At 61.8% G+C, this 22,095-nt stretch carries 24 protein-coding genes and 2 tRNA genes; 19 read left to right on the top strand and 7 right to left on the bottom strand.

The genetic code is table 11. The annotated features are described in order from the left end of the window. Positions 1–110 precede the first annotated feature (110 nt). The 4 genes from BHMPCIPO_RS08250 to BHMPCIPO_RS08235 all read left to right on the top strand — a co-directional run bounded on the left by BHMPCIPO_RS08250 (position 111) and on the right by BHMPCIPO_RS08235 (position 3,892). Positions 111–719, top strand: a complete 609-nt coding sequence (locus BHMPCIPO_RS08250) for a transglutaminase-like cysteine peptidase (RefSeq protein WP_173516292.1) — start codon at positions 111–113, stop codon at positions 717–719. A 373-nt stretch (positions 720–1,092) separates the two neighbouring features. After that, positions 1,093–1,827 (top strand): hypothetical protein, encoded by a 735-nt coding sequence (locus BHMPCIPO_RS08245; RefSeq protein WP_173516291.1) that lies wholly within the window; start codon positions 1,093–1,095, stop codon positions 1,825–1,827. Positions 1,828–2,009: 182 nt separating this feature from the next. Then, positions 2,010–3,545, top strand: a complete 1,536-nt coding sequence (locus BHMPCIPO_RS08240) for an SPOR domain-containing protein (RefSeq protein WP_173516290.1) — start codon at positions 2,010–2,012, stop codon at positions 3,543–3,545. Between the two features lie 77 nt (positions 3,546–3,622). Then, the gene (locus BHMPCIPO_RS08235; protein WP_173516289.1) at positions 3,623–3,892 is read left to right on the top strand and encodes a hypothetical protein; all 270 of its coding nucleotides are present in this window, start codon (positions 3,623–3,625) and stop codon (positions 3,890–3,892) included. Positions 3,893–4,061: 169 nt separating this feature from the next. Here the strand turns inward: BHMPCIPO_RS08235 and BHMPCIPO_RS08230 are convergent, their stop codons facing one another. Next, on the bottom strand, positions 4,062–4,499 hold the full coding sequence (locus BHMPCIPO_RS08230) for a DUF1489 family protein (RefSeq protein WP_173516288.1): 438 nt from the start codon (positions 4,497–4,499) through the stop codon (positions 4,062–4,064). 177 nt (positions 4,500–4,676) lie between these two features. Continuing rightward, on the bottom strand, positions 4,677–6,077 hold the full coding sequence (locus BHMPCIPO_RS08225; protein WP_173516287.1) for an L-serine ammonia-lyase: 1,401 nt from the start codon (positions 6,075–6,077) through the stop codon (positions 4,677–4,679). A 733-nt stretch (positions 6,078–6,810) separates the two neighbouring features. Here BHMPCIPO_RS08225 and BHMPCIPO_RS08220 point away from each other — a divergent pair. The 3 genes from BHMPCIPO_RS08220 (at position 6,811) to BHMPCIPO_RS08210 (ending at position 9,121) form a co-directional block, all read left to right on the top strand. Beyond that, positions 6,811–7,503 carry a DUF599 domain-containing protein gene (locus BHMPCIPO_RS08220; protein ID WP_173516286.1) on the top strand — a complete coding sequence of 231 codons (693 nt, stop codon included), beginning with the start codon at positions 6,811–6,813 and terminating at the stop codon, positions 7,501–7,503. A gap of 130 nt (positions 7,504–7,633) precedes the next feature. Then, a complete protein-coding gene (locus BHMPCIPO_RS08215) occupies positions 7,634–8,644 on the top strand; it encodes a heparan-alpha-glucosaminide N-acetyltransferase (RefSeq protein ID WP_173516285.1) in 1,011 nt (336 codons plus the stop codon). Between the two features lie 3 nt (positions 8,645–8,647). Then, positions 8,648–9,121: a methyltransferase family protein gene (locus BHMPCIPO_RS08210; RefSeq protein WP_173516284.1), complete on the top strand. Its 474-nt coding sequence runs from the start codon at positions 8,648–8,650 to the stop codon at positions 9,119–9,121. A gap of 76 nt (positions 9,122–9,197) precedes the next feature. Here the strand turns inward: BHMPCIPO_RS08210 and BHMPCIPO_RS08205 are convergent, their stop codons facing one another. Together BHMPCIPO_RS08205 and mgtE are read right to left on the bottom strand one after the other, a co-directional pair. Next, positions 9,198–9,584, bottom strand: a complete 387-nt coding sequence (locus BHMPCIPO_RS08205; protein WP_113537749.1) for a MerR family transcriptional regulator — start codon at positions 9,582–9,584, stop codon at positions 9,198–9,200. 68 nt (positions 9,585–9,652) lie between these two features. After that, the gene (gene mgtE, locus BHMPCIPO_RS08200) at positions 9,653–11,074 is read right to left on the bottom strand and encodes a magnesium transporter (protein ID WP_173516283.1); all 1,422 of its coding nucleotides are present in this window, start codon (positions 11,072–11,074) and stop codon (positions 9,653–9,655) included. 388 nt (positions 11,075–11,462) lie between these two features. Between mgtE and BHMPCIPO_RS08195 the strand changes: the two genes are divergently transcribed. Both BHMPCIPO_RS08195 and BHMPCIPO_RS08190 read left to right on the top strand, forming a co-directional pair. Next, a complete protein-coding gene (locus BHMPCIPO_RS08195) occupies positions 11,463–11,972 on the top strand; it encodes a peptide deformylase (RefSeq protein WP_173518117.1) in 510 nt (169 codons plus the stop codon). A gap of 48 nt (positions 11,973–12,020) precedes the next feature. Continuing rightward, positions 12,021–12,290 (top strand): hypothetical protein, encoded by a 270-nt coding sequence (locus BHMPCIPO_RS08190; RefSeq protein WP_173516282.1) that lies wholly within the window; start codon positions 12,021–12,023, stop codon positions 12,288–12,290. A gap of 147 nt (positions 12,291–12,437) precedes the next feature. Here BHMPCIPO_RS08190 and BHMPCIPO_RS08185 read toward each other — a convergent pair. Further along, positions 12,438–12,522: transfer RNA gene (locus BHMPCIPO_RS08185), tRNA-Leu, on the bottom strand. A gap of 386 nt (positions 12,523–12,908) precedes the next feature. Beyond that, a tRNA-Leu gene (locus tag BHMPCIPO_RS08180) sits at positions 12,909–12,993 on the bottom strand. Between the two features lie 194 nt (positions 12,994–13,187). Between BHMPCIPO_RS08180 and lipB the strand changes: the two genes are divergently transcribed. Beyond that, complete coding sequence (gene lipB / locus BHMPCIPO_RS08175) at positions 13,188–13,907, top strand: lipoyl(octanoyl) transferase LipB (RefSeq protein ID WP_246304279.1); 720 nt, start codon at positions 13,188–13,190, stop codon at positions 13,905–13,907. A gap of 6 nt (positions 13,908–13,913) precedes the next feature. Here lipB and BHMPCIPO_RS08170 read toward each other — a convergent pair whose 3' ends face one another. Next, the gene (locus BHMPCIPO_RS08170) at positions 13,914–14,852 is read right to left on the bottom strand and encodes a DMT family transporter (protein ID WP_246304278.1); all 939 of its coding nucleotides are present in this window, start codon (positions 14,850–14,852) and stop codon (positions 13,914–13,916) included. A gap of 306 nt (positions 14,853–15,158) precedes the next feature. On the opposite strand from BHMPCIPO_RS08170, the gene BHMPCIPO_RS08165 reads away from it, so the two are divergent. The 9 genes from BHMPCIPO_RS08165 to BHMPCIPO_RS08125 all read left to right on the top strand — a co-directional run bounded on the left by BHMPCIPO_RS08165 (position 15,159) and on the right by BHMPCIPO_RS08125 (position 21,983). Further along, the gene (locus BHMPCIPO_RS08165; RefSeq protein WP_173516280.1) at positions 15,159–15,557 is read left to right on the top strand and encodes a helix-turn-helix domain-containing protein; all 399 of its coding nucleotides are present in this window, start codon (positions 15,159–15,161) and stop codon (positions 15,555–15,557) included. Positions 15,558–15,625: 68 nt separating this feature from the next. Further along, positions 15,626–16,753 carry an S-(hydroxymethyl)glutathione dehydrogenase/class III alcohol dehydrogenase gene (locus BHMPCIPO_RS08160; protein WP_173516279.1) on the top strand — a complete coding sequence of 376 codons (1,128 nt, stop codon included), beginning with the start codon at positions 15,626–15,628 and terminating at the stop codon, positions 16,751–16,753. A 184-nt stretch (positions 16,754–16,937) separates the two neighbouring features. Next, positions 16,938–17,378 carry a YaiI/YqxD family protein gene (locus tag BHMPCIPO_RS08155; RefSeq protein WP_173516278.1) on the top strand — a complete coding sequence of 147 codons (441 nt, stop codon included), beginning with the start codon at positions 16,938–16,940 and terminating at the stop codon, positions 17,376–17,378. Between the two features lie 49 nt (positions 17,379–17,427). Further along, a complete protein-coding gene (locus BHMPCIPO_RS08150) occupies positions 17,428–18,075 on the top strand; it encodes a DUF1345 domain-containing protein (protein ID WP_173516277.1) in 648 nt (215 codons plus the stop codon). Between the two features lie 24 nt (positions 18,076–18,099). Continuing rightward, on the top strand, positions 18,100–18,933 hold the full coding sequence (gene fghA / locus BHMPCIPO_RS08145; protein WP_173516276.1) for an S-formylglutathione hydrolase: 834 nt from the start codon (positions 18,100–18,102) through the stop codon (positions 18,931–18,933). Positions 18,934–18,957: 24 nt separating this feature from the next. Then, positions 18,958–19,335 carry a fluoride efflux transporter CrcB gene (gene crcB, locus BHMPCIPO_RS08140; RefSeq protein WP_173516275.1) on the top strand — a complete coding sequence of 126 codons (378 nt, stop codon included), beginning with the start codon at positions 18,958–18,960 and terminating at the stop codon, positions 19,333–19,335. Positions 19,336–19,547: 212 nt separating this feature from the next. After that, on the top strand, positions 19,548–20,540 hold the full coding sequence (locus BHMPCIPO_RS08135; protein WP_173516274.1) for an RluA family pseudouridine synthase: 993 nt from the start codon (positions 19,548–19,550) through the stop codon (positions 20,538–20,540). After that, positions 20,540–21,205, top strand: coding sequence for an HAD-IA family hydrolase (locus BHMPCIPO_RS08130; protein ID WP_173516273.1), 666 nt, complete (start codon positions 20,540–20,542; stop codon positions 21,203–21,205). Before BHMPCIPO_RS08135 ends, BHMPCIPO_RS08130 begins: the two co-directional genes overlap by 1 nt. Then, complete coding sequence (locus BHMPCIPO_RS08125) at positions 21,198–21,983, top strand: ATP12 family chaperone protein (RefSeq protein WP_173516272.1); 786 nt, start codon at positions 21,198–21,200, stop codon at positions 21,981–21,983. The genes BHMPCIPO_RS08130 and BHMPCIPO_RS08125 overlap by 8 nt, the downstream gene beginning before the upstream one ends. Positions 21,984–22,095: the final 112 nt, after the last annotated feature.

The raw sequence follows: 22,095 nt of genomic DNA, 5'->3' as shown, positions 1-22,095 counted from the left end.
TATTCTTATTTTATTCTTATACGACTTTCATTTGTACTTGTTTTTAGTTCGCAAGTTCGCGATCGATGAAAACGTATGTGCCATTGTCGAACCACAACGGGGAGACAATCATGCTCAAGACAATCACCAAGATGATCGCGGTTGCGGTTCTTTTCACCGCCGGCCTGATCGAAACGGCGCAGGCGCTTCCGGCCAACATGGTCGTCACCGGCGCCACCAACCCGCCGATCGGTCACTACGAGTTCTGCAAGATCTATCCGTCGGAGTGCGCCTCCAACGGCAAGGACGGCGGCCCGATGGTGCTGACGCGCGAAGGCTGGCAAAAGATTCTCGAGGTTAACTACGACGTCAATCAGGCGATCACGCCCATGACCGACATGGAGATTCACGGTGTCGAAGAAAAGTGGTCCTACCCGGAGACGGTTGGCGACTGCGAAGATTACGTTCTGCTGAAGCGCCGCAAGCTGATCGAGGATGGCTTCTCCCCGTCGGATCTGTTGATCACCGTCGTGCTGCAGCCGAATGGCGACGGCCATGCCGTCCTGACCGTGCGCACCGACCGCGGCGACTTCATTCTCGACAACATGCGCAACAAGGTTCTGCTGTGGTCGGACACCGAATACACCTACCTCAAGCGCCAGTCGACCGAACACTCCGGTCGCTGGGTCAAACTCCAGGACGGCCGCACCGTCGCCGTCGGCAGTGTACGGACGCAGTAATCTTGGAAGACTTGGGAGGCGGCGCGCCTGCCGCAGCAGCCTCCGTCATTACAGGGCTCCGGTCATACTATCCCCGTCCAGACCGGGCCTCGGCCGGTTCCGCGTCCCTCGGAACCGGCATTTTTGTCAGCGACATCCTTGGTGCGCCAAAGCGCATCGCGATCTTTCAGCTTCGCGCTTGCACTTTAGTTTTTTGATCGCAAACCGCTGCGCGCGTTTGCGCGACATGCCCTGGCAGTCGGAAGACGCCTTCATCGAAAATTAACCATCCTCGACCAGCGTCGGGCAAGCGACATCGTCCATCCTTCGATGTGCAGGAAAGCGTAAGCCGATCACTGGACCGCCAGGTTCGGCGCTACGGGACAGTCCAACGATGAGCAGCACTTCAAATGATACTCACGAACCGGACCTCCAACCGCTGCTGTCGTCCGGCTTCGTTTACCGGGTGACGGCAGTCGTCATGGTGCTCGCGACGCTGACGGCCGCCATCTCGCTTGCGGGGCGCTGGTTCGGGGAAAATCTCGCCCTTGCCGGCCACACCGCGAGCAATGAGGTTTTCGACATCTTCATCGGCCAGGATCACCTGCGCCTTCCCGCAAACATGATCCGCTTCGAAGCTCAGCGCGCCACCTCGATCGCCGAGCGCGTCGATCTTTACCTGACCTGGCCGGGGCTCGAAGGCTACAGCGATCGGAGCCGGGAACTCTTCAACAATGTCGACGCACCCGAAAAGCTCATCTTCCTGCAGATTTCGCAAAGCACGATGTCTCGCGACATGTCCGGGCGACTCGAGCCGATTTACGCGCAGGTCTTCGACGGCGCGCCCACGGCTGGCCCTGCGGGCCTGACGGAGCACGCAGTCAAAGCGACATCCAGCTATGCGGGCGAAGTCTTCTTGACCGCTGAGACGCCTGCGCAGTCCCCCTATGTGGTGCGCTGTCTCAAGCCCGGCCTACAAGCCATCTCGACCAGCGCCGACTGCCAGCGCGACATTCACGCCGGAAAGGATCTCGTCGTGCTCTACCGATTCTCGAACAGGCTGCTGCCGCAGTGGCGCGAAATCGACCAAGCGATCGCGACCTTCGTCAAAAGCCGCCTCGTGCCCTGATTTCGACTAACTGGCGTGGTGCAGGCAGCCCGCCGCGCCATTGCGCAACACCGGCATCGCCCTTGTACAAATGCGTTCGATTCCGGAAACCAATCATTCATCATAAACCGATTGGTAACGCTATGCCGATACTGTCTCGAGAACGGTCGTTCCCGGAGGCGGCGTCCGGACAACCCCATGACATGAGAATAAAGAGTAGCGTAGTGTCCCAATCCGGTTTTTTTGATCTCGCGAAGCGCCCGTTCGGTGCTCTTTCAAAGATGGTAGGACGGGTCGTCCTTGCGGGCGCCATTGCCTCGGTCACGCTTGCCGCACCGGCTTTCGCGGCCTCCTCGAACTACGCCAATCCGAAATATTCGGGCATCGTCATCGATGCGAAGACGGGCAAGATCCTCTATGGCGAGGACGCCGACGAACTGCGCTATCCGGCGTCGCTCACCAAGATGATGACGCTCTATCTGACCTTCGAAGCGCTCGAAGCCGGCCGGATCACGAAATCGACGCCCATTCCCTTCTCGAAGAACGCTTCCTCCGAGCCGCCGTCCAAGCTTGGCGTCCGCGCCGGACAGTCGATCACCGTCGAGCAGGCGATCCTTTCGCTCGTCACCCGCTCGGCCAACGATGCGGCGACGGCGCTTGGTGAATATCTCGGCGGTTCCGAGCAGCGTTTTGCCCGCATGATGACGAACAAGGCCCGCGCGCTCGGCATGACGCGCACGACCTATCGCAACGCAAACGGCTTGCCCAACCCGGAACAGCGCACGACGGCGCGCGACCAGGCCCGCCTCGGCCTCGCGCTTCGCCAGCACTTTCCGCAATATTACGACTACTTCTCCACCCGCAGCTTCCAGTTTGGCCGGCAGACAATCGGCAACCACAACCGCCTGCTCGGCAATGTACGCGGCGTCGACGGCATCAAGACCGGCTATACCCGCGCATCCGGCTTCAACCTGGTGACATCGGCTCAGCTCGAAGGCCGCAGCATCGTCGCTGTCGTCATGGGCGGCACCTCCGGCGGCAGCCGCGACGCGCAGATGCGCCGACTGGTCGCCAAGTACATGCCCGCAGCGTCCCGTCGCGGCGACGGCAACCTGATTGCCGAAACCAAGTCGGCTCCGGTTCCGGCCGAAGAAACTGAGGTCGCTTCGGCAGCGCCGGTTGCCGAGACGCCCGTTGTTGCCGCGACCGCCAGCGGCCATGACCTGCCCAACACCGGCCCGGTTCCGGACTTCCGCTACAACGGCGAGAGCGCGGGCAGCGTGCAGATGGCCTATGCCGGCAGCGCGCGCGCATCCGACAACCCTGTCCTTTCGCCGAAGATCGTTCCCAACACGCTCGATGCGCAGAGCCTGAAGCTTCGTCAGCCGGTCGCCGCCGGCATGATCGACACCCAGGTCACCAACTCCGTGCCGAAGAAGGCCGAAGCCAGCGCAAAGGCAGAGCCGGTCGAGGTCGCAAAGGCCGAGCCGATGCCGGCCCAGCCGCAAGGCTGGGTGATCCAGATCGGCGCGACGCCGGACAAGGATCAGGCCATGACCCTTCTCGGCAATGCCAAGGACAAGGGCGGCAAGGCTCTGCAGAACGCAAAGCCCTTCACGGTTGCCTTCGGCCAGGTCTACCGCGCGCGCTTCGGCGGCTTCGACGACCAGGATGCAGCCGTCAACGCCTGCAAGGCATTGAAGAAGAAAGGCATCTCCTGCTGGGCGAGCCAGCAGTAAGGTAAAAGTTTTGGCGGCCGGATGTGTTTGTTTTCCGGCCGCCTTCCTCGGATTTGTACAGCGTAACGAGGTTAATCATGGCGATAAACGAAAACGTTCCGGGTGTTACCCCGCTGCCGGGACGGCGCGCTAAGCCGTCGCGTATCAACCTGCATCCCCTGCACGAGGCGGCCATGCGCATTGCCGATCTCGGGCTCAACAGATCGAAGGCGAAGACGCGCGATCTGGTCGGGATGCTCCTGACGCACGGAGCCCGCGCCTGGCGATCGACGCAGCCGCGCGCCGGCATTCATCTTCACGTGACGGGGCCGAACCGCCGCCATCCCTTGAAGATGCGGATCTCTTGAAAGTTCGCGAAGTTGCAAGGGCGGCCTATGCCGCCTTTGTGCTTTCAGCAGTGTCGCTGCGACGATGCGTCGTAGAATACCCCCAACCAGCCATCCGGCTGGCGGTTCGCCGCACCCTCAAAGTTGAAAGCTAGAGCAACCGTAGAGCGTCATCCGGACGCACGGGGCGCTAGAGAAGTCCGAGCTCCGCCAGTTCGCGGCGCAGTTCGAGCGGCATATCGGCGCCACCGCCGGAAAGCGACGCCAGGTCGCGGGGCGCGTCCTTGTCGGTGAGATAGCGCCAGCCCTGGAAGGCGCGCCGCGGCTGCAGCTCCGTCTCAACCACTTCCGGCCCGAGCAGCAGATTGCAGCGGCCGATACCCTCGCCATCCGTGAAGGTCTCGATACCGATCAAGGGCTGCCGCGCCTGCACCGTCCCCTTGATGACCCAGTAGAGCGAACCGCCGTCCAGCAGTTCCTCCATGCGCTTGGGCACCATGCGGGTCGTGTGAAACGAATGGGGCTCAAGGCCGGCGGCCATGGCGGCCATCGCCTTGCGCGAAACCCATTCGCGCAGGTCATCGATCGATTCCGCCCCGACGCAGAGCTTTATGAGATGCAGAGACATAGCTGTTTTGAACACCCGTCCGGCCGTTGCGGTCAAGCGGCCAGACGCTGTTCATCCACAATCACCGCCACTGCATAATTCCTTAAACCGGGATCGATTTAGGGACAAAATTATGCAGCGCTTCAAAGTGATACAGCGATCTTGGCGCGCCCTAAGAGGCGCGCGGCGCTGTATGGCTCAACATTCGACGACGTTGACCGCGAGACCGCCGGTCGATGTTTCCTTGTACTTCTCGTTCATGTCGACGCCGGTCTGGCGCATCGTCTCGATGCAGGCATCGAGCGGTACGAAATGCTTGCCGTCGCCCTTGAGCGCCAGCGACGCCGCCGTCACCGCCTTGACCGCGCCGAGCGCGTTGCGTTCGATGCACGGCACCTGAACCAGGCCGGCCACCGGATCGCAAGTCATGCCGAGGTGATGCTCGAGTGCGATCTCAGCGGCATTTTCGATCTGCTCGGGCGTACCGCCCATGACGGCAGCAAGCCCCGCAGCCGCCATGGCGGACGCTGAACCGACTTCGCCCTGACAGCCGACTTCTGCGCCCGAAATCGAGGCGTTGTGCTTGATGATGCCACCGATCGCGGCAGCCGTCAGCAGATAGTCGCGAATGCCCTCCTGATCGGCATCATCATGGAAGTGCATGTAGTAGCGGATCGTCGCCGGAACGACGCCGGCGGCACCGTTGGTGGGCGACGTGACGACGCGGCCGCCCGCGGCATTCTCTTCATTGACCGCCATGGCGTAGACGCTCAGCCAGTCGTTGGCGAGCAGCGGATTGGTCTTGTTGGAGCGCCATTCTTCCTGCAGCTTGTCGTGGATCGAGCGGGCACGGCGGCGGACCTTCAGGCCGCCGGGCATGATGCCCTCCTGGCTCAGCCCTCGGTCGATACAGTTGCTCATCGCGCCCCAGATGCGGTCGAGCCCGGCATTGAGCTCGTCCGGCGACATGGTCGCTTCTTCGTTCGCCCGCTTCATCTGGGCGATCGTCAGGCCCGAGCGGGCCGCCATGTCCAGCATCTCCTGGGCTGTCGAGAACGGGAAAGGCACCTTGACGCCAGCCGCCTTGTTCTTCGAGGCACGCATGGCCTCGAGTTCCGTATCGGTCACGACGAAACCGCCGCCGATCGAGTAATAGATCCGCTTCAGAAGCAGCCTGCCATCCCGATCGAAGGCGGAGAAGGACATGCCATTGGCGTGGCCCGGCAGCGGCACCTTCTTGTCGAAGATCAGGTCCGTCTTCGGCTGGAATTCGTAGGATGGATGTCCGGGCGGCGCAATGCGTCCGCTGCGCTCGACCTCGTCGATCAACGCGTCCATGCGATCGGGGTCGACCAGATCGGGGCGTTCGCCGACGAGGCCAAGGATCACCGCCCTGCCCGTTCCATGGCCGATGCCGGTATGGGCAAGCGAACCATGCAGGCTGACCTTGATCGCCGCAACGGCAGCATGGGACGGGCGCGGCCAGTCATCAGACAAGATGAGATCGAGAAAGCGGTTGGCGGCCGACATCGGCCCCATCGTGTGCGAGCTCGAAGGCCCGATACCAATCTTGAACACGTCGAAGACGGAAAGAAACATAAGCTGCCTGCCCCGGAGACTGACCCGCAGCGCACCGGCATGACCGCCTGAACGCCGCATTCACGATTGCCTCGATATCACGCTTCACGGTCCGTGCGAACCGGCGCGCTATCCTCATATTTGCTGGACGATTTTATCCTCAGATCGGTCCCGATTTAAGGAAATCCGCACCAAATATAGGAACGAAGCCTATGCGATCCCATAGCGAACGGTCAGGCGATCAACCGACATTCGATCCCATCCGTGCGACATTGCCGTGCGCAGGCGCTCTGGCCATCTGGAATCAAAACGGCGCGGCTCCTGGGAAGCCGCGCCGACAATCAGTGGACTTTTCTAGATACTAGATATCAAAGGCCGCCGAAAAGATAAGCAAGAACAAGAACGCCAGCGAAACCAGCTACGGCGCGAGCAGTCACACCCCAGCAAGACTTCTGAATTGTATTGTCCATGATGTCTCCGAAATACTCTCAACGGCCGCGGGCAGCACATATGGCGCGCCCCGCGTCTGGGGCCATGCATATTGAAGAAAACGTAAATCCGCAATGGGGAAATGTGGCGAAAAGGTGTCCTGGCCTTGTCGCACCAAACGCCAAACTGGTGAAAACCGCGCAGTCGACCGGCGGCGACGGAGAGAAATTCCGCCGCAATTTCATCACAGTAGTTGACGCGCCGCCGATTCCCACGCCGCCGCGGCCACCTTGCAATTTCCAAAAGCCATGCCAAAAACACGTGTATGACCTTCGAAGATTACATAGCGCTTGTCGTGTTCATCCTGCTTTGGGCAGGCTTCAGTTGGGCGACCGACGGCTCGCGCGGCTTCAAGCGTGTGAGTCTCACCCGCCTCATGAACGAGCATCGCGGCCGCTGGATCCGCAATTCGCTGAACCGCGACCTGAAGATGATCGACACGCAGATCATTGCAGGGCTTCAGGCCGGCACCGCCTTCTTTGCCTCGACGACGATTTTCGCGCTCGGCGGCTGCTTCGCGTTGCTGGGGGCGACCGAACAGGCGCAGATGATCTTCGCGGACATGCCCTATGTCTTCCATGGCGGGCGCACCGCATTCGAGCTCAAGGTTGGCGGCCTCACCTGCCTCTTCGGCTACTCCTTCTTCAAGTTCGGCTGGTCCTATCGGCTGTTCAACTATTGCTCGATCCTGATGGGCGGCATTCCGATGACCGCCGACATGCAGCGAGATCCGCGGGCGGCCGAGAGAGCGGCCGAACGGGCGATCCGTATGAACGTGCTGGCCGCCAAGCACTTCAACGCCGGCCTCAGGGCGATTTTCCTGTCGATCGGTTATCTCGGCTGGTTCGTCAGCCCCTATGTCTTCGTCGGGCTTACCGTCTTCGTCATCTTCGTGCTGACCCGCCGGCAGTTCTACTCGCAGGCACGCGCGGCGCTGCTGCAGGACGCAGCGCCCTGACGGCACGCACGCCTTTCGCGCCGAACAGAAACAAGTCAGGCCTACTCAGTTCCACCATCAACCAGCGACGCGTGTTTGGCGCAAGCCAAGCCTGTCACTCTTCCTCACGCCCACAGGATGGCGAATGCCCATGTCCGACAGCAACATGACTTCACCGGCAACACAGATACCGGCTCAACCCGCCGCACGGGGAAGGCTCGCTTTCATCGATTTCGCGCGCGGCGTGGCGCTGCTCGCCATGGCAACCTATCACTTCGTCTGGGATCTCGAGTTCTTCGGCTATGTTGCCGCGGGAACCGCCGGCACCGGCGGCTGGAAGATCTTCGCCCGGCTGATCGCCAGCAGCTTCCTGTTCCTCGCCGGTTACAGCCTGGTGCTCGGACAATGGCCGAATCTGCGCTTCGACGCGTTCATGCGCCGCTTCGCCAAGATCGCCGGTGCCGCGGCGCTGATTACCATCGCGACCTATTTCGCGTTCCCGGACACGTTCATCTTCTTCGGCATCCTGCATGCTATCGCCGCCGCAAGCGTGATCGGCCTCGTTTTCCTGCGGCTTCCCGCCGTCGTCTCCCTCGTTGCGGCTGCAGCAGCCATCGCAGCCCCCTTCTATCTGCGCTCGGCGGCCTTCGACGCACCCTGGCTCTGGTGGGTCGGACTGTCCGAAACGCTGCCGCGCTCCAACGACTACGTGCCGCTGCTGCCGTGGCTCGGGCCATTCCTGCTCGGCCTTGCCGCAGCCAAGCTCTTCCACGCGCGGCTCGTTGCGGCCCTGGCAATCCGCCCATCCACAGGCGACAAGGGCAAGCTGTGGATGAAGCCCTTCGTCTTCGGCGGCCGTCACAGTCTGGCCATATACCTCATTCACCAGCCCGTGCTCATCGGACTGGTCTATCTCTTCTCGCTGATCTCACCGCCGACATTGCCGGATCCCAAACAGGCGTACCGCAGCAATTGCGTCGCGGCCTGCAACCAGGGCAACCCAGCCGTGCCGTGCGAGACCTTCTGCGGCTGTACGTTAGACCTTCTGGTACAGCAGAACCTGTTCGACGATCTGAACAGGGGAGAGATCAACGTCAGCACCGATGAACGCATTGCGCGAATCGCGCGACAGTGCACAATGGACGTGCAATCAGGGGACTAGGACATGAATGCCTATCGTGCCAAGCCGCTGACCTTCCCGTGGCCCGCCCTGCTCTACGGCGTCGCCACGCTCGCGGCCCTTGTTCTGGGGCGATATTCCCCCATCCCGGTGGCACATGGACATAGCTGGTTTCCCTGGATCATCGGCGGCATACTGATCGTTGCGGCCATCTGGCTGGACCTCTGGGCGGTCAAGACGTTGCTCGACCGCCACACGGCCGTCATGCCTTACCGCTCGGCGACCTGCCTTGTCACCTACGGCCCCTTCCGCTTCACGCGCAATCCGATCTATCTCGGCTATACTTTGATGATGGTCGGCTTTGGCCTAGCGACGCTCAATCCGTGGTTCTTCATCACGGCGATCGCAGCGGTGATGCTGACGACGCTCTTTGCCATTCGCAATGAAGAGCGGCACTTGCTGTCGCGCTTCGGCTTCGAGTTCGAGCGCTATTGCCGGCACACCAGCCGCTGGATCTGAGCCGGCAGGCCGGAATGGCCAAACAAAAAAGGCGGCGCAGACGCCACCCTTCAAATTCCTCAAATGCATTGGCGGATCAGGTGCCGACGCCAATCTCCGCCAGACGCGTGAGGCACGCCTCTTCGACATTGTCGAGCTCTGCCAGGGTATCTTCGATATCCTTGCGCTTCTGGCGAAGTTCCTCGCGCTTCTCCTCGACGCGGCTCATCAACAGGCGAAGCTGGCCCATCTCGCCGGGCGGGTCCTTGTAGACCTGGATGATTTCGCGGATCTCGGCAATCGTAAAGCCGATCCGCCGGCCACGCAGAATTTCCTGGATCAGCCGCCGATCCGCGGGTCGGAACAGCCGCGTACGGCCGCGGCGCTCGGGATGAATGAGGCCCTCGTCCTCATAGAACCGCAGCGTTCGGGTGGAAATGCCGAATTCCCGCGTCAATTCGGTGATGCTATAATATTTATTCACGCTGCCATTCCATGATTTTTCGCAAATCCACTATCGTTGACCTTGACGTAAAAGTCAAACAACGGCGCTTACGTGACGTGGAACCACCAGGTGGCAATGCCGAGAAAACTGAAGAAGCCAGTGATATCCGTAATGGCGGTCACGAAGACGGCGGAAGAGACGGCCGGATCCGCGCCGAAGCGGTCCAGACACAGCGGAACGAGGATGCCGGCAAGCGCTGCGGCCATCATGTTGATCAGCATCGCAGTAGCGATGATGCCGCCGATGTTCGGATCCTGAAACCAGAGACCGGCCACCAAACCGATCAGCGCGCCGAAGATCATGCCGTTGAGGAGCCCCACCCCGGCTTCGCGCCGGATGATGCGCGGAGCGTTGTGAATATCGAGACCGCGGGTCGCGAGCGCACGCACGGTGACCGTCATCGTCTGCGAACCGGCATTGCCGCCCATGCCGGCGACGATCGGCATCAGGATAGCAAGCGCCACGATCTGCTGAATGGTCGCATCGAATAGGCCGATGACCGAAGCGGAAATGCAGGCCGTCATGGAATTGATGAACAGCCAGGGCACGCGCGAGCGCGATGCTTCCGCCACCGAGTCCGACAGCTCTTCGTCGCCGACACCGCTCAGGCGCAGCAAGTCTTCCTCGGCTTCTTCCTGGATGACGTCGACGACGTCGTCGATGGTGAGAACGCCGACCAACCGACCGTTGTCGTCAACCACCGCCGCGGAGAGCAGGTCGTACTGCTCGAAGAGCTGAGCTGCCTCTTCCTGGTCCATTTCGGCAGGAATGGCGTGGCTCGTGTCGTGCATGATTGCATCGACCTTGACCGAGCGTTTGGTACGCAGCACGCGATCGAGGTCCACGGCGCCGAGCAGCTTGAAGGTGGGATCGATGACGAAGATCTGCGTGAAGCTCTCGGGCAGGTCCTCGTCCTCGCGCATGTAGTCGATCGTCTGGCCGACGGTCCAGAACGGCGGCACCGCCACGAACTCGGTCTGCATGCGCCGGCCGGCCGTGCTCTCGGGATAGTCGAGCGAGCGGCGCAGACGAACCCGTTCCGTGAAGGGAAGCTTCGCCAGGATTTCGTCCTGGTCTTCCTGGTCGAGGTCCTCGAGAATGTAGACGGCGTCGTCGGAATCCATCTCGCCGATAGCCTCGGCGATCTGCTCGTTCGGCAGATGATCGACGATATCGAGACGGATCGCCTCGTCGACCTCGGTCAGCGCCGAAAGGTCGAACTCCTTGCCGAGCAGCGAGACCAGCGCCAGACGCTGCTCCGGCTGGATCGCCTCGAGCAGGTCGCCGAGTTCCGAGGAATGCAGGCCGGCAACGTGCTGGCGCAGATAGATCGTGTCGCGATCGGCAATCGCCGCGCCGACATGCATGAGGAAATCGGAACGGACCGAACCGTCGTCGGCATAGATGTCCGAACCGTCAAAGGTCTTGACGTCTTCGAGACCGCTGTCGTCGTCGCCGATATTGCTCATGGGCGCCCTCGAAACGATTGCTGCTTTCCGGTGGCCATCTTTGCAGACCGGAAAGAATGCGTCACTGACGGTTGGCTGGCCTTCTTCCGCCGCCGTGGTCCGGAGTCGGGCTCTAGAGCCTGCTACCGCAAAGCCCCGCCGAGGTCCACAGCACAGTTACCACCCCGCGCGTGGCGACAACAGATTTATTCAAGCTGTTGCAAATACATGAGAAACCGGCGGTATCTCGATGCAGTCGACATCGACCGCACGATCGGTTAGCACTTTTCTTCGTTCCCTGAAGCCGGAATCGATTTCAGCGAGCGAAACAGCAGCTCAAGGTTTACGGCGTCTCCTGCGTTCCTCAACGGGACGAACGCCCAAGACCGCTGCAGCCGAGGAATATCTGATGGCGATCCGTCCCATTGTCCGCTTTCCAAACCAAATGTTGAGCCGCAAGGCGGACAGCGTCACCCGCTTTGACGCGACGCTCGAGGCCCTTGCGGCCGATCTTCTCGACACGATGCGAGCGGCACCGGGTATCGGCATCACCGCCCCGCATATTGGTGTCCTTCAGCGGGTGACCGTGATCGAACTCGACCAGGAGAGCGGCGTTAGGATCTACGTCAACCCGGAGATCGTCTGGCACTCTACCCAGCTCATGAAACATGCGGAAGGCAGCGTTTCGATGCCAGGGGTCACGGAAGACGTCGAACGTCCGCAAGCGGTGCGAGTTCGCTTTCAGGCGCTCTCCGGTGAAACAATGGAAGAAGAGGCCGAAGGGCTGATGGCGATTTGCCTGCAGCACGAGATCGATCAGCTGGACGGCATATTCTGGACCCAACGCCTCTCGCGCCTGAAACGCGATCGGGCGATCAAGAAATTCGAAAAACTGACAAGGGAACAGACACGCGGCTAGAGCCGTGCCCCGCAGACAGTATCAAGTGACTTCACCAAGGATCTGACAATGAAGCCAACATATCTTGCAGTCATCGGCCTCCTGGCTCTTGCCGGTTGCAACAGCGCCCAACAGAGCCTTGAACCCCTGCCCGAAAGCCTGACCTACGGCGAGAATGCGAGCAAGAGAAAGACGCAGGCCGCTCCCGGCACGATGGTCCAGAACCGCTTCATGTATGAAGGGCAGATGGTCTACGAAACCTACGAGGTTCAGCCCGATCACAGCTACAAGCTCGTCCGGCGCCGCGTGGACCAAAGTGGGCCCGCCGGCAACGGCTGACGAGGGCCGTGGAGTCGCGCTCGACCTGAAAGGCCCGTTGCGATCGACGGTGCAGACGAACGCAACGGGCCGGCACAGGTCCGTCCACGCGCGTTCAACGCTTACTGTTGGATCTACAAACAAAAAACCCGGCCGAAGCCGGGTATTTGGTGCGGTCGAGAAGACTCGAACTTCCACGGGTTGCCCCACAGCGACCTCAACGCTGCGCGTCTACCAATTCCGCCACGACCGCATCGTGGTAGCTGCCGACTCGCGCCAGCGGGGCTGCATTTAGCAAAAGCCCCCGGGGTGCACAAGGGACGGCTGTGCACAATTCGAATGATCGCGACGGAACGCAGCAGCCTTCGCATTTTTCGGTGTGAAGAAGCCGTGCCCGGCCGCCTCTCGCAGACCAAGTGCGCACGCACGTTATCAGCCATAGCGCCGAGACCGGCCGTTTGGATCGCGGCAGGCCCCTACCAATCGCGAGCAAGACGAACGAGCTTCCGCCATGTTGGACGCCTGTTCTTGAGCGGAAACGTGCAGCGAATATATCGGTCAAAGACCCGATCCCAGGCTAAACGCCATCTCGCTGAGCTGAGGAAAAAAACAAAAAACCCGGCCGAAGCCGGGTTCTTTTGGTGCGGTCGAGAAGACTCGAACTTCCACGGGTTGCCCCACAGCGACCTCAACGCTGCGCGTCTACCAATTCCGCCACGACCGCATCGTGGTAGATGCCGACTTGCGCCGACGCGGCTGCATGTAGCAAAAGCCCCTGGGGGGCACAAGAGGATGACGACAGAAATTTGACGGGAAATGAAACTATTTCAACAGCCCGCTCGGGAAGCCGTGGAAACGCTGGACTCTTGTCTCACGCCGTCCCATGTACAAGCTCTGAAAAACAGGAATACCGAGCGAATGCAGCGTGAGAATCTGAGCCAGGACATGTTCGCCCCTCCGGAATCACCGCCGGTTCGCTGGCGGATCGCCTCCGAACTGGTCGATTATCCACAGGCCGTCGAGTTGATGGAGCAGGAAGCCGCCGCGATCGCGGCCGGAACGGCGGACGAACTCGTCTGGCTGGTCGAGCATCCACCGCTTTATACGGCCGGAACCAGCGCCGATGCTGCCGACCTGGTGATGCCAGACCGCTTTCCGGTTTTCGCGACAGGTCGCGGCGGCGAATACACCTATCATGGTCCGGGACAGCGCGTCGTTTACGTCATGCTCGACCTCAAGCGCCGGAAACAGGACGTGCGCGCCTTCGTCGCCGCGCTGGAGAGCGTCGTCATTTCCACGCTCGATTCCATGAATGTCAGAGGCGAGCGCCGCGAAGATCGGGTCGGCGTCTGGGTTCGCCGCCCGGAAAAGCCAGCCCTGCCGGATGGCTCCATGGCAGAAGACAAGATTGCCGCAATCGGGATCCGCCTGCGCAAATGGGTGAGCTTCCACGGCTTCGCTCTGAACGTCGATCCCGACCTCGACCATTTCGGCGGCATCGTGCCCTGCGGTATCCGCGGTTATGGTGTCACGAGTCTCGTCGACCTTGGTCTGCCGGTCATGATGCCGGACGTGGACATTCGTCTGCGCGAAGCCTTCGAGAGCGTGTTCGGCCCGACGACAACCGACGGAGCCTAATTCCGCCTAGTTTGCGGCCCGTCGCCCCGCCTGCCGCTCGCGCCAGATGATGAAGAGGCCAGAGCCGACGATGATGGCGATGCCGAGCCATTTGGAGAGCGATGGAAAGTCTCCGAAGATGAGGTAGCCAAGCGCTGTCGCCGTGACGATCTCGAAATAGTGGAATGGCGCCAACAAGGAAACAGGCGCCGCTCTGAAGGCCTTGACGACGAGCAGGTGGCCGTAGCCGGAGAGCGTGCCGAGCACGACCACCAGCGTCCACCCAAGTGCCGATTTGGGTAAGGACGGCACGAAGTCCGCACTCCCCATGCCGTTACCGATCAGGATCACCAGCGCCATCATCAATGTGCCGCCGATACCGGCGATGGTCTGCATCGTCAGCGGCGAGTCGCCGGTACCGACCGCGCGATTGAGAAGCAGATAGCAGGCAAACACGAAGGCGCAGGCAACCGGCAGCAACGCCGTCACGCCGAAGACCGCGAAGCTCGGCTGGATGACGATCATCGCCCCACCGAAGCCGACGACGATCGCCAGCCAACGCCGCCAGCCGACCTTCTCCTTGAGAAACACGGCCGAAAGGCAAGTCAGGATGAAGGGCTCGACGAAGTAGATGGCAAAGGTGTCGGCCAAAGGCATGTACTTCACGGAAATGAAAAAGAACAAGGCCGCGGTCGCCAGCAGCACGCCGCGCAGCAGATTGGCCCAGGGACGCTTCGGCTTCAGCGCCCGCAGGCCACCGGCGCCGAGAAGCATGGGCAACGTAGCCACCAACTGGAAGAAGAAGCGATAGAAGGTTACCTGGCCGGGCGACATGCCTTCATAAACGGCCATATATTTTGCAATCACATCCATGCCGGGCAGAATGACCATCGCAAAGAGCATGATGGCGACGCCTTGCATGACGGTATTGGCAGGCTCGGCAGCCGCGGTTCGGGCGTCGGTCATGGGCAAGCTCCGGTTGGCCGCGGCAGATTAGTGGCAACGCTGTGGTTTTCAACGGTCGGGCGTTTTATCAGACGCGCAAAGGTTGCTGTGGCACTTTGATTTTCTGCATGTCTTCGTCCTCAAAGCGAGGTCGACTTAAGGAGACATGCAGTAAGCCGCAATTGACGGTGTTTTTGGCGCTTCGGGGTGGTCCCTCGCCGACCAAATGCCTATAAGTTCAGGACCATCTTCCGCCCCGGACATCAAAAGCGGCGGTCTGCCTGATGTCCGGGACCTTTGAACGTAACCGTGGCAAAGGAGATATCCATGCGCTTGTCCACCGAAACGATGATTGCCCGCCTGCGAGACACCAGCGACGGTGACACGCTGGGTGGACGCATCTGGAGGGCGCGCGATGCCGCCAACCTCAGCACCAAGGATCTTGCAGACCAGCTTGGGGTCCGCGCTGAAACGGTCTCGGCCTGGGAGCGCGATCGCGCCGAACCCCGGACGAACCGGCTGTTCCTGCTGGCCGGCGTGTTGGGCGTTACGCCCGCCTGGCTGATTGCCGGCCTCGGCAAGGCCCCGGATTCAGACGCGTGCGACGACGAGCGCGACGGTCTTCGCGAGCAGCTTGCACTGGTCAAGAAGCTGCATGAGCAGACCGGCAAGGCCATCGCGGCTCTTGAGATGGAACTCAATCGCGTTCAACAGAACATTCGTTAGCTATTACCGATTCCAACGGGCCGCCGTCCTGGTGGCCCGAAACCATTTTTGCTCAAGGGAGAAATTAAATGGATGTACGCGCCGCCGTTGCCGTTCAGGCCGGCAAGCCGCTCGAGGTCATGACGGTTCAGCTCGAAGGCCCGAAGGCCGGCGAGGTGCTGATCGAGGTCAAGGCCACCGGCATCTGCCACACCGACGACTTCACCCTGTCGGGCGCCGATCCGGAAGGGCTGTTCCCGGCGATCCTCGGCCATGAAGGCGCCGGTATCGTCGTCGACGTCGGCCCGGGCGTCACCTCGGTGAAGAAGGGCGACCACGTCATTCCGCTCTACACCCCCGAGTGCCGTTCCTGCCCGTCGTGCCTCAGCCGCAAGACCAATCTCTGCACCGCGATCCGCGCGACGCAGGGCCAGGGCCTGATGCCGGACGGCACCTCGCGCTTCTCGATCGGCAAGGACAAGATCCACCACTACATGGGCTGCTCGACCTTCGCCAACTACACGGTGCTGCCGGAGATCGCCGTCGCCAAGGTCAACCCGGACGCGCCCTTCGACAAGATCTGCTACATCGGCTGCGGCGTCACCACCGGCATCGGTGCCGTCATCAACACGGCACAAGTGGAGATCGGTGCGACCGCGATCGTCTTCGGCCTCGGCGGCATCGGCCTCAACGTCATCCAGGGCCTTAGGCTTGCCGGTGCCGACATGATCATCGGCGTCGACCTCAACAACGACAAGAAGGCCTGGGGCGAGCGCTTCGGCATGACCCACTTCGTCAACCCGCAGGAGGTCGGCGACGACATCGTGCCCTATCTCGTCAACATGACGAAGCGCGGCGCCGACCAGATCGGCGGGGCCGACTACACCTTCGACTGCACCGGCAACACCAAGGTGATGCGCCAGGCGCTCGAAGCCTCGCATCGCGGCTGGGGCAAGTCGGTGGTGATCGGCGTCGCCGGTGCCGGCCAGGAGATCTCCACCCGGCCGTTCCAGCTCGTCACCGGCCGCAGTTGGATGGGCACCGCCTTCGGCGGCGCCCGCGGCCGCACCGACGTGCCGAAGATCGTCGACTGGTACATGGAGGGCAAGATCGAGATCGATCCGATGATCACCCACACCATGGCGCTCGAAGACATTAACAAGGGCTTCGAACTGATGCATTCCGGCGAAAGCATTCGCTCGGTCGTTCTTTACTGAGCGCCAGGTGGCGCAGTTCCGGGCTTCAAACTATGCCCGGAATTGCTTCACAACCTGAATGACGCAATTCCGGACGGAAAACCGCTTCGCACTTTTCCTGGAATTGCTCACAATCCGATTCAGAACGGCGCCGGAGTCGATTGATTTCCGGCGCTTTTTCAGTCCGTTGAGAAATTGATTCAAGATGATCTATGTCGATGCCGATGCCTGCCCGGTGAAGGCGGAAATCCTGAAGGTGGCCGAGCGCCATGGAATAGAGGTGACTTTCGTCGCCAATTCCGGCCTGCGTCCCTCGCGCGACCCGATGGTGCACAACGTCATCGTCTCGGCGGGCTTCGATGCGGCGGACGATTGGATCGCGGAACGGGCGCATGAAGGCGATATCGTCGTCACCGCCGACGTGCCGCTGGCCGCGCGCTGCGTTGCCGCCGGCGCACTGGTCACCGGTCCATCGGGCCGCCTCTTCGACAAGAGCAATATCGGCATGGCATCCGCCATGCGTGATCTTGGCCAACACCTGCGCGAAACCGGCGAGAGCAAGGGCTACAACGCCGCCTTCACCCCACGGGATCGCTCTGCCTTTCTTGAAACACTTGACCGACTCGCACGCCAGTCGAAAAAATGACAGCGCGACGAGCAATCCTGCGGGCAACCGCAATCGCAAGGGCATTTCAATGAAAGCGACGACAAAGCTCAGGCACTGGCCCTTCTACACCGCCCTCTTCTGCGGAGCTCTGACCGTACCAGCCCTCTGGTTCGTTGCGCGCCCCTTTGTCCTCGTGGCCGCGGCCATCACCTTTTTCTGCGTCTATCTCTTCATGAGCTGGCGGCGCCTGCGAATGATGACGGGCAGACACCTGAAAACGCATGCCCGCAACACCGACGAGCCGGAAGCCGTCATCTTCCTTGTAACATTCGGCGCCGCCACAACCGCGCTCGTCTCGCTGTTCTTTGCGCTCAATGCCCAGCAGACCGCATCCGCCCTGGCGCTCGCCCTCGCCTTTGCCTCCGTCGTGCTCGGCTGGGCGACCATCCACATGATGGCCGCCATGCACTATGCCCATGTCTATTGGGTGGCTGACCAGACCAAGCAGGCAGCGGAGCCGGCGCGCGGCCTCGATTTTCCCGGGACCCCTGATCCTGGCGGCTATGATTTCCTCTATTTTTCCTTCGTCATCGGCATGACGGCGCAAACATCTGATGTCGCCATCACGACGACGACCATGCGGCGCATCAACCTGATGCACGCCATCGTCTCGTTCTTCTTCAACACCGTGCTCGTCGCCGCCGCCGTGAACGCGGCCGTGCAGCTTGCCGGCTGAGCATAATTATCCAAGGAGCATCCCATGAAAGTCCTTTCGCAAAACACCGCCTTCGGCGGCATGCAGGGCGTCTTTTCGCACGAATCCGAGGCCTGCAAGGGCGAGATGACTTTCGCCGTCTTCGTACCGCCACAGGCTATCAAGGAACCGAGGCCGGTCGTCTGGTACCTGTCCGGCCTCACCTGCACGCACGCGAACGTCATGGAGAAGGGCGAGTACCGGCGCATGGCGTCCGAGCTCGGCCTCATCATCGTCTGCCCGGATACCAGCCCGCGCGGCACCGACGTCCCCGACGAGTTGACGAATTGGCAGATGGGCAAAGGCGCCGGGTTCTATCTCGACGCCACCGAGAAGCCCTGGGCCGAGCACTATCAGATGTACACCTACATTACCGAAGAGCTGCCCGCCTTCGTCAGCCAGCACTTCCGCATGGACATGAGCCGCCAGGGGATCTTCGGACATTCAATGGGCGGTCACGGCGCGATGACGATCGCGCTCAAGCAGCCGGACCGCTTCAGGAGCTGCTCGGCTTTCGCGCCGATCGTCGAGCCGTCGACCGCTGATTGGTCGATCGGCGCCTTCGAGAAGTACCTTGGAACCGATCGCGCAGCCTGGCGGCAATACGATGCCTGCGCCCTCGTCCAGGATGGCGCACGCTTCCCCGAATTCCTGGTCGACCAGGGCAAGGCAGACAGCTTCCTCGAAAGCGGACTGCGCCCCTGGCTGTTCGAAGACGCCGTGAAGGGCACGGGCATCGGTCTGACGCTGCGGATGCATGAGCGCTACGACCACTCCTATTACTTCATCTCGACCTTCATGGACGATCATCTGAAGTGGCATGCCGACAGGCTGGCCTGAGCCGATTTGACCGCGGAGCGACTGATGACCCACCTCTTTCTCGTCGGCGCCGGCGGCGCGATCGGCTCGATCTTGCGCTACCTCGCCGGGCTCTGGGCTATCCACCGCTTCGGGCCCAGCTTCCCGTGGGGCACCCTCGGCGTCAACGTCACAGGCTCGTTCCTGATCGGCCTGCTGGTGGAGATGATCATGCGCAAGTTCGGCGCGTCGCCGGAAATGCGCGTGTTCCTCATCACCGGCGTCCTCGGTGGGTACACGACCTTCTCCGCCTTCTCGCTGGATGCAATCACGCTGGCCGAGCGCGGCGATGTCGTGCTTTCCGTCATCTATGTAATCGCCAGCGTCGCGCTTTCGATCTTGGCGGTCTTCAGCGGGCTGGCTCTGGTGCGCGCAATAGTCTAAAGGCTGCTCCTACAGGCGCTGCGTCTCCAGAGAGAAACGCGGCGCGTGCTGCATTGGTCCTCGACCGTCATCGTTTCGAGGGCATTATCATGCAGCGGCTAAAGGATTGCGGCAGCCTTTGCGCGCCTGAAGCGTTTTCTTGCGTCCATCCCAGCCGCAGGAGCTTCGGACTGACGCGCGACGCTGCGGAAACGGAAGGCAGGTTCGCTCAAATGGCAGGTATAGAACACAGACAAGTGGATGGTGACGAGGCCGGCATGCGTCTCGACCGCTGGTTCAAGGTGCACTTTCCCGGGTTGGGCTTCGGTCCGCTGCAGAAACTCCTGCGCTCCGGCCAGATTCGCGTCGATGGCGCGCGCGCCAAATCCGACACCCGCGTCCAGCCCGGCCAGACGATCCGCATTCCGCCGCTCGGCGTCGACCCGAAGGAGACCAAGACCGGCCCGATCGGTGGCCGTGATCTCAGGCATTCTCCGGATGGCGAGCTTCTGTCGCGCATGGTGCTGCATGAGGATGCAAAGGTCATCGTGCTGAACAAGCCGGCCGGCCTTGCCGTCCAGGGCGGCTCCGGCGTCAGCCGTCATATCGACAAGATGCTCGAGGCCTGGACCAACCAGAAGGGTGAAAAACCGCGCCTGGTGCACCGGCTCGACCGCGACACCTCGGGCGTGCTGGTGATCGCCCGCACCCGCGGTGCTGCCCAGCAACTGACGGCCGCCTTCCGCGAGCGTGACACCAAGAAGACCTATTGGGCCCTGGTGAAAGGTGTGCCGCGAAAGCGTGAAGACCGGATCTCCACCTGGCTCGTCAAGGAACAGACGCCGGATGGCGACCGCATGCGTATTGCCAAGCATGGCGACGAGGGCGCCGATCACGCGATCTCCTACTACCGGATCGTCGAACAGGCCGGCCAGAACCTCGCCTGGCTGGAGATGGAGCCCTATACCGGCCGCACCCATCAGCTGCGCGTGCACGCAGCCCATATCGGTCATCCGATCATCGGCGATCCCAAATATTTCGAGGCCGACATCAACTGGTCGTTCCCGGGCGGTATTCAGAACCGGTTGCACCTGCATGCCCGGCACATCGACATCCCGCATCCGAACGGCGGTCGCCTGCAGGTGACCGCACCGCTGCCGCCGCACATGGTGCAGAGCTGGAACCTGCTCGGTTTCGACGAGAATGCTGCGAACGAGGAAGATTGATGAAACTGGCTCTCTTCGACTGTGACGGGACACTGGTCGACAGCGGTGGCCTGATCCATGAAGTGATGGCGCGCACCTTCCAGGCCTTCGACCGCGAGCGCCCGCCCCTTTCGGCGACCAAGGGCATCATCGGCCTGACCCTGGACATCGCCATTGCCCGCCTGCTCGGCCGCGAGCACGTGGACGACCTGGCGCTGGCGATGACGGCACACTATAAGGCGATTTTCGCAGGCGTGCGCGGCGAAGCCGGCTTCCAGGAGCTGTTGTTTCCGGGCATCGCCGACATGATGCAGACGCTCTCGTCGCGCCATGAACTGCTGATCGGTGCCGTCACCGGAAAGTCGCGGCGCGGCCTGACCCATATCGCGGCAACTCACGGCTTCGACAGCATCTTCTTCGTTTCCCGTACGGCCGACGATTGCCCCTCCAAGCCGCATCCGGCAATGGTGACGGAGTGCTGCTCGGAAGCCGGCATCGATGCGAAGGATACGGTCGTCATCGGCGACGCGATCTACGACATGCAGATGGCCAAGGCAGCCGGTGCCGCCGCCATCGGCGTCGCCTGGGGTTATGCATCCGTCCCTGACCTCATCGAGGCAGGCGCGGATTTCGTTGCCCAGACGCCGGCTGACATCATTGAATGGATGGAACACAATCATGCCTGATATTCGCGACGAACTCACCGGTGCGATGAGCCACGAGGATCCGGTCCGCCGCGCACAGATCCAGATGCTGAAACCGCTGCCGAAGCGCTTCTACAAAGAGGTCAGTGTCGCTGCGGTCGACGGCGATACGCACAGCGTGCTGCTCGATGGCCGGACGGTGCGCACGCCGGCAAAACAGCCGCTTGCCGTGCCGACGCGCAAGCTCGCGGAGATTCTCGCCGCCGAATGGGAGGCACAGACCGCGGTCATCGACCCCGGCCAGATGCCGGTCACCCGCATCGTCAACACGGCACTCGACGGCGTCGCCAAGGACCAGCGCTCGGTCTTCGATGACATCCTGCGCTTCGCCGGAACCGATATGCTCTGCTACCGCGCCGACAGTCCGGAAGGTCTCGTCGCGCGCCAGAACGAAATCTGGAATCCAGTGCTCGATTGGGCACAACAAACGCTCGGCGCCCGCTTCATCCTTGCCGAAGGCGTGATCCATCAGGAACAGCCGGAAGAAGCACTCGCTGCCTATGCGGAAGGCTTGCGTGCCTTCGCGACGCCGCTCGGCCTCACCTGCGTCCACACGGTGACGAGCCTGACGGGCTCGGCCCTCTTGGCGCTCGCCTTCGCCTCGGGCAGGCTCTCCGCCGAAGAGGCTTGGACGGCCGCGCATGTGGACGAGGACTGGCAGATCGAGCATTGGGGAACCGACGACGAGGCCTTCCGCCGGCGGGAGAACCGCTGGCAGGAAATGCAGGCGACCGCGGCGGTGCTCGACGCCCTGCGCTAAACGAGAACGCCACATCGCTGAATACGATTGCGGGCTGCGCGTCCTTCATGACGCGCAGCCCGCTTCATTTGTAACTATGGCCGCCGCTTCGAGAGCCTGACGCTACGGCAAT

This window comes from Ensifer sesbaniae (assembly GCF_013283665.1).
Taxonomy (GTDB): Bacteria; Pseudomonadota; Alphaproteobacteria; order Rhizobiales; family Rhizobiaceae; genus Ensifer; species Ensifer sesbaniae.
This window is presented reverse-complemented; position numbering and strand designations above follow the sequence as displayed.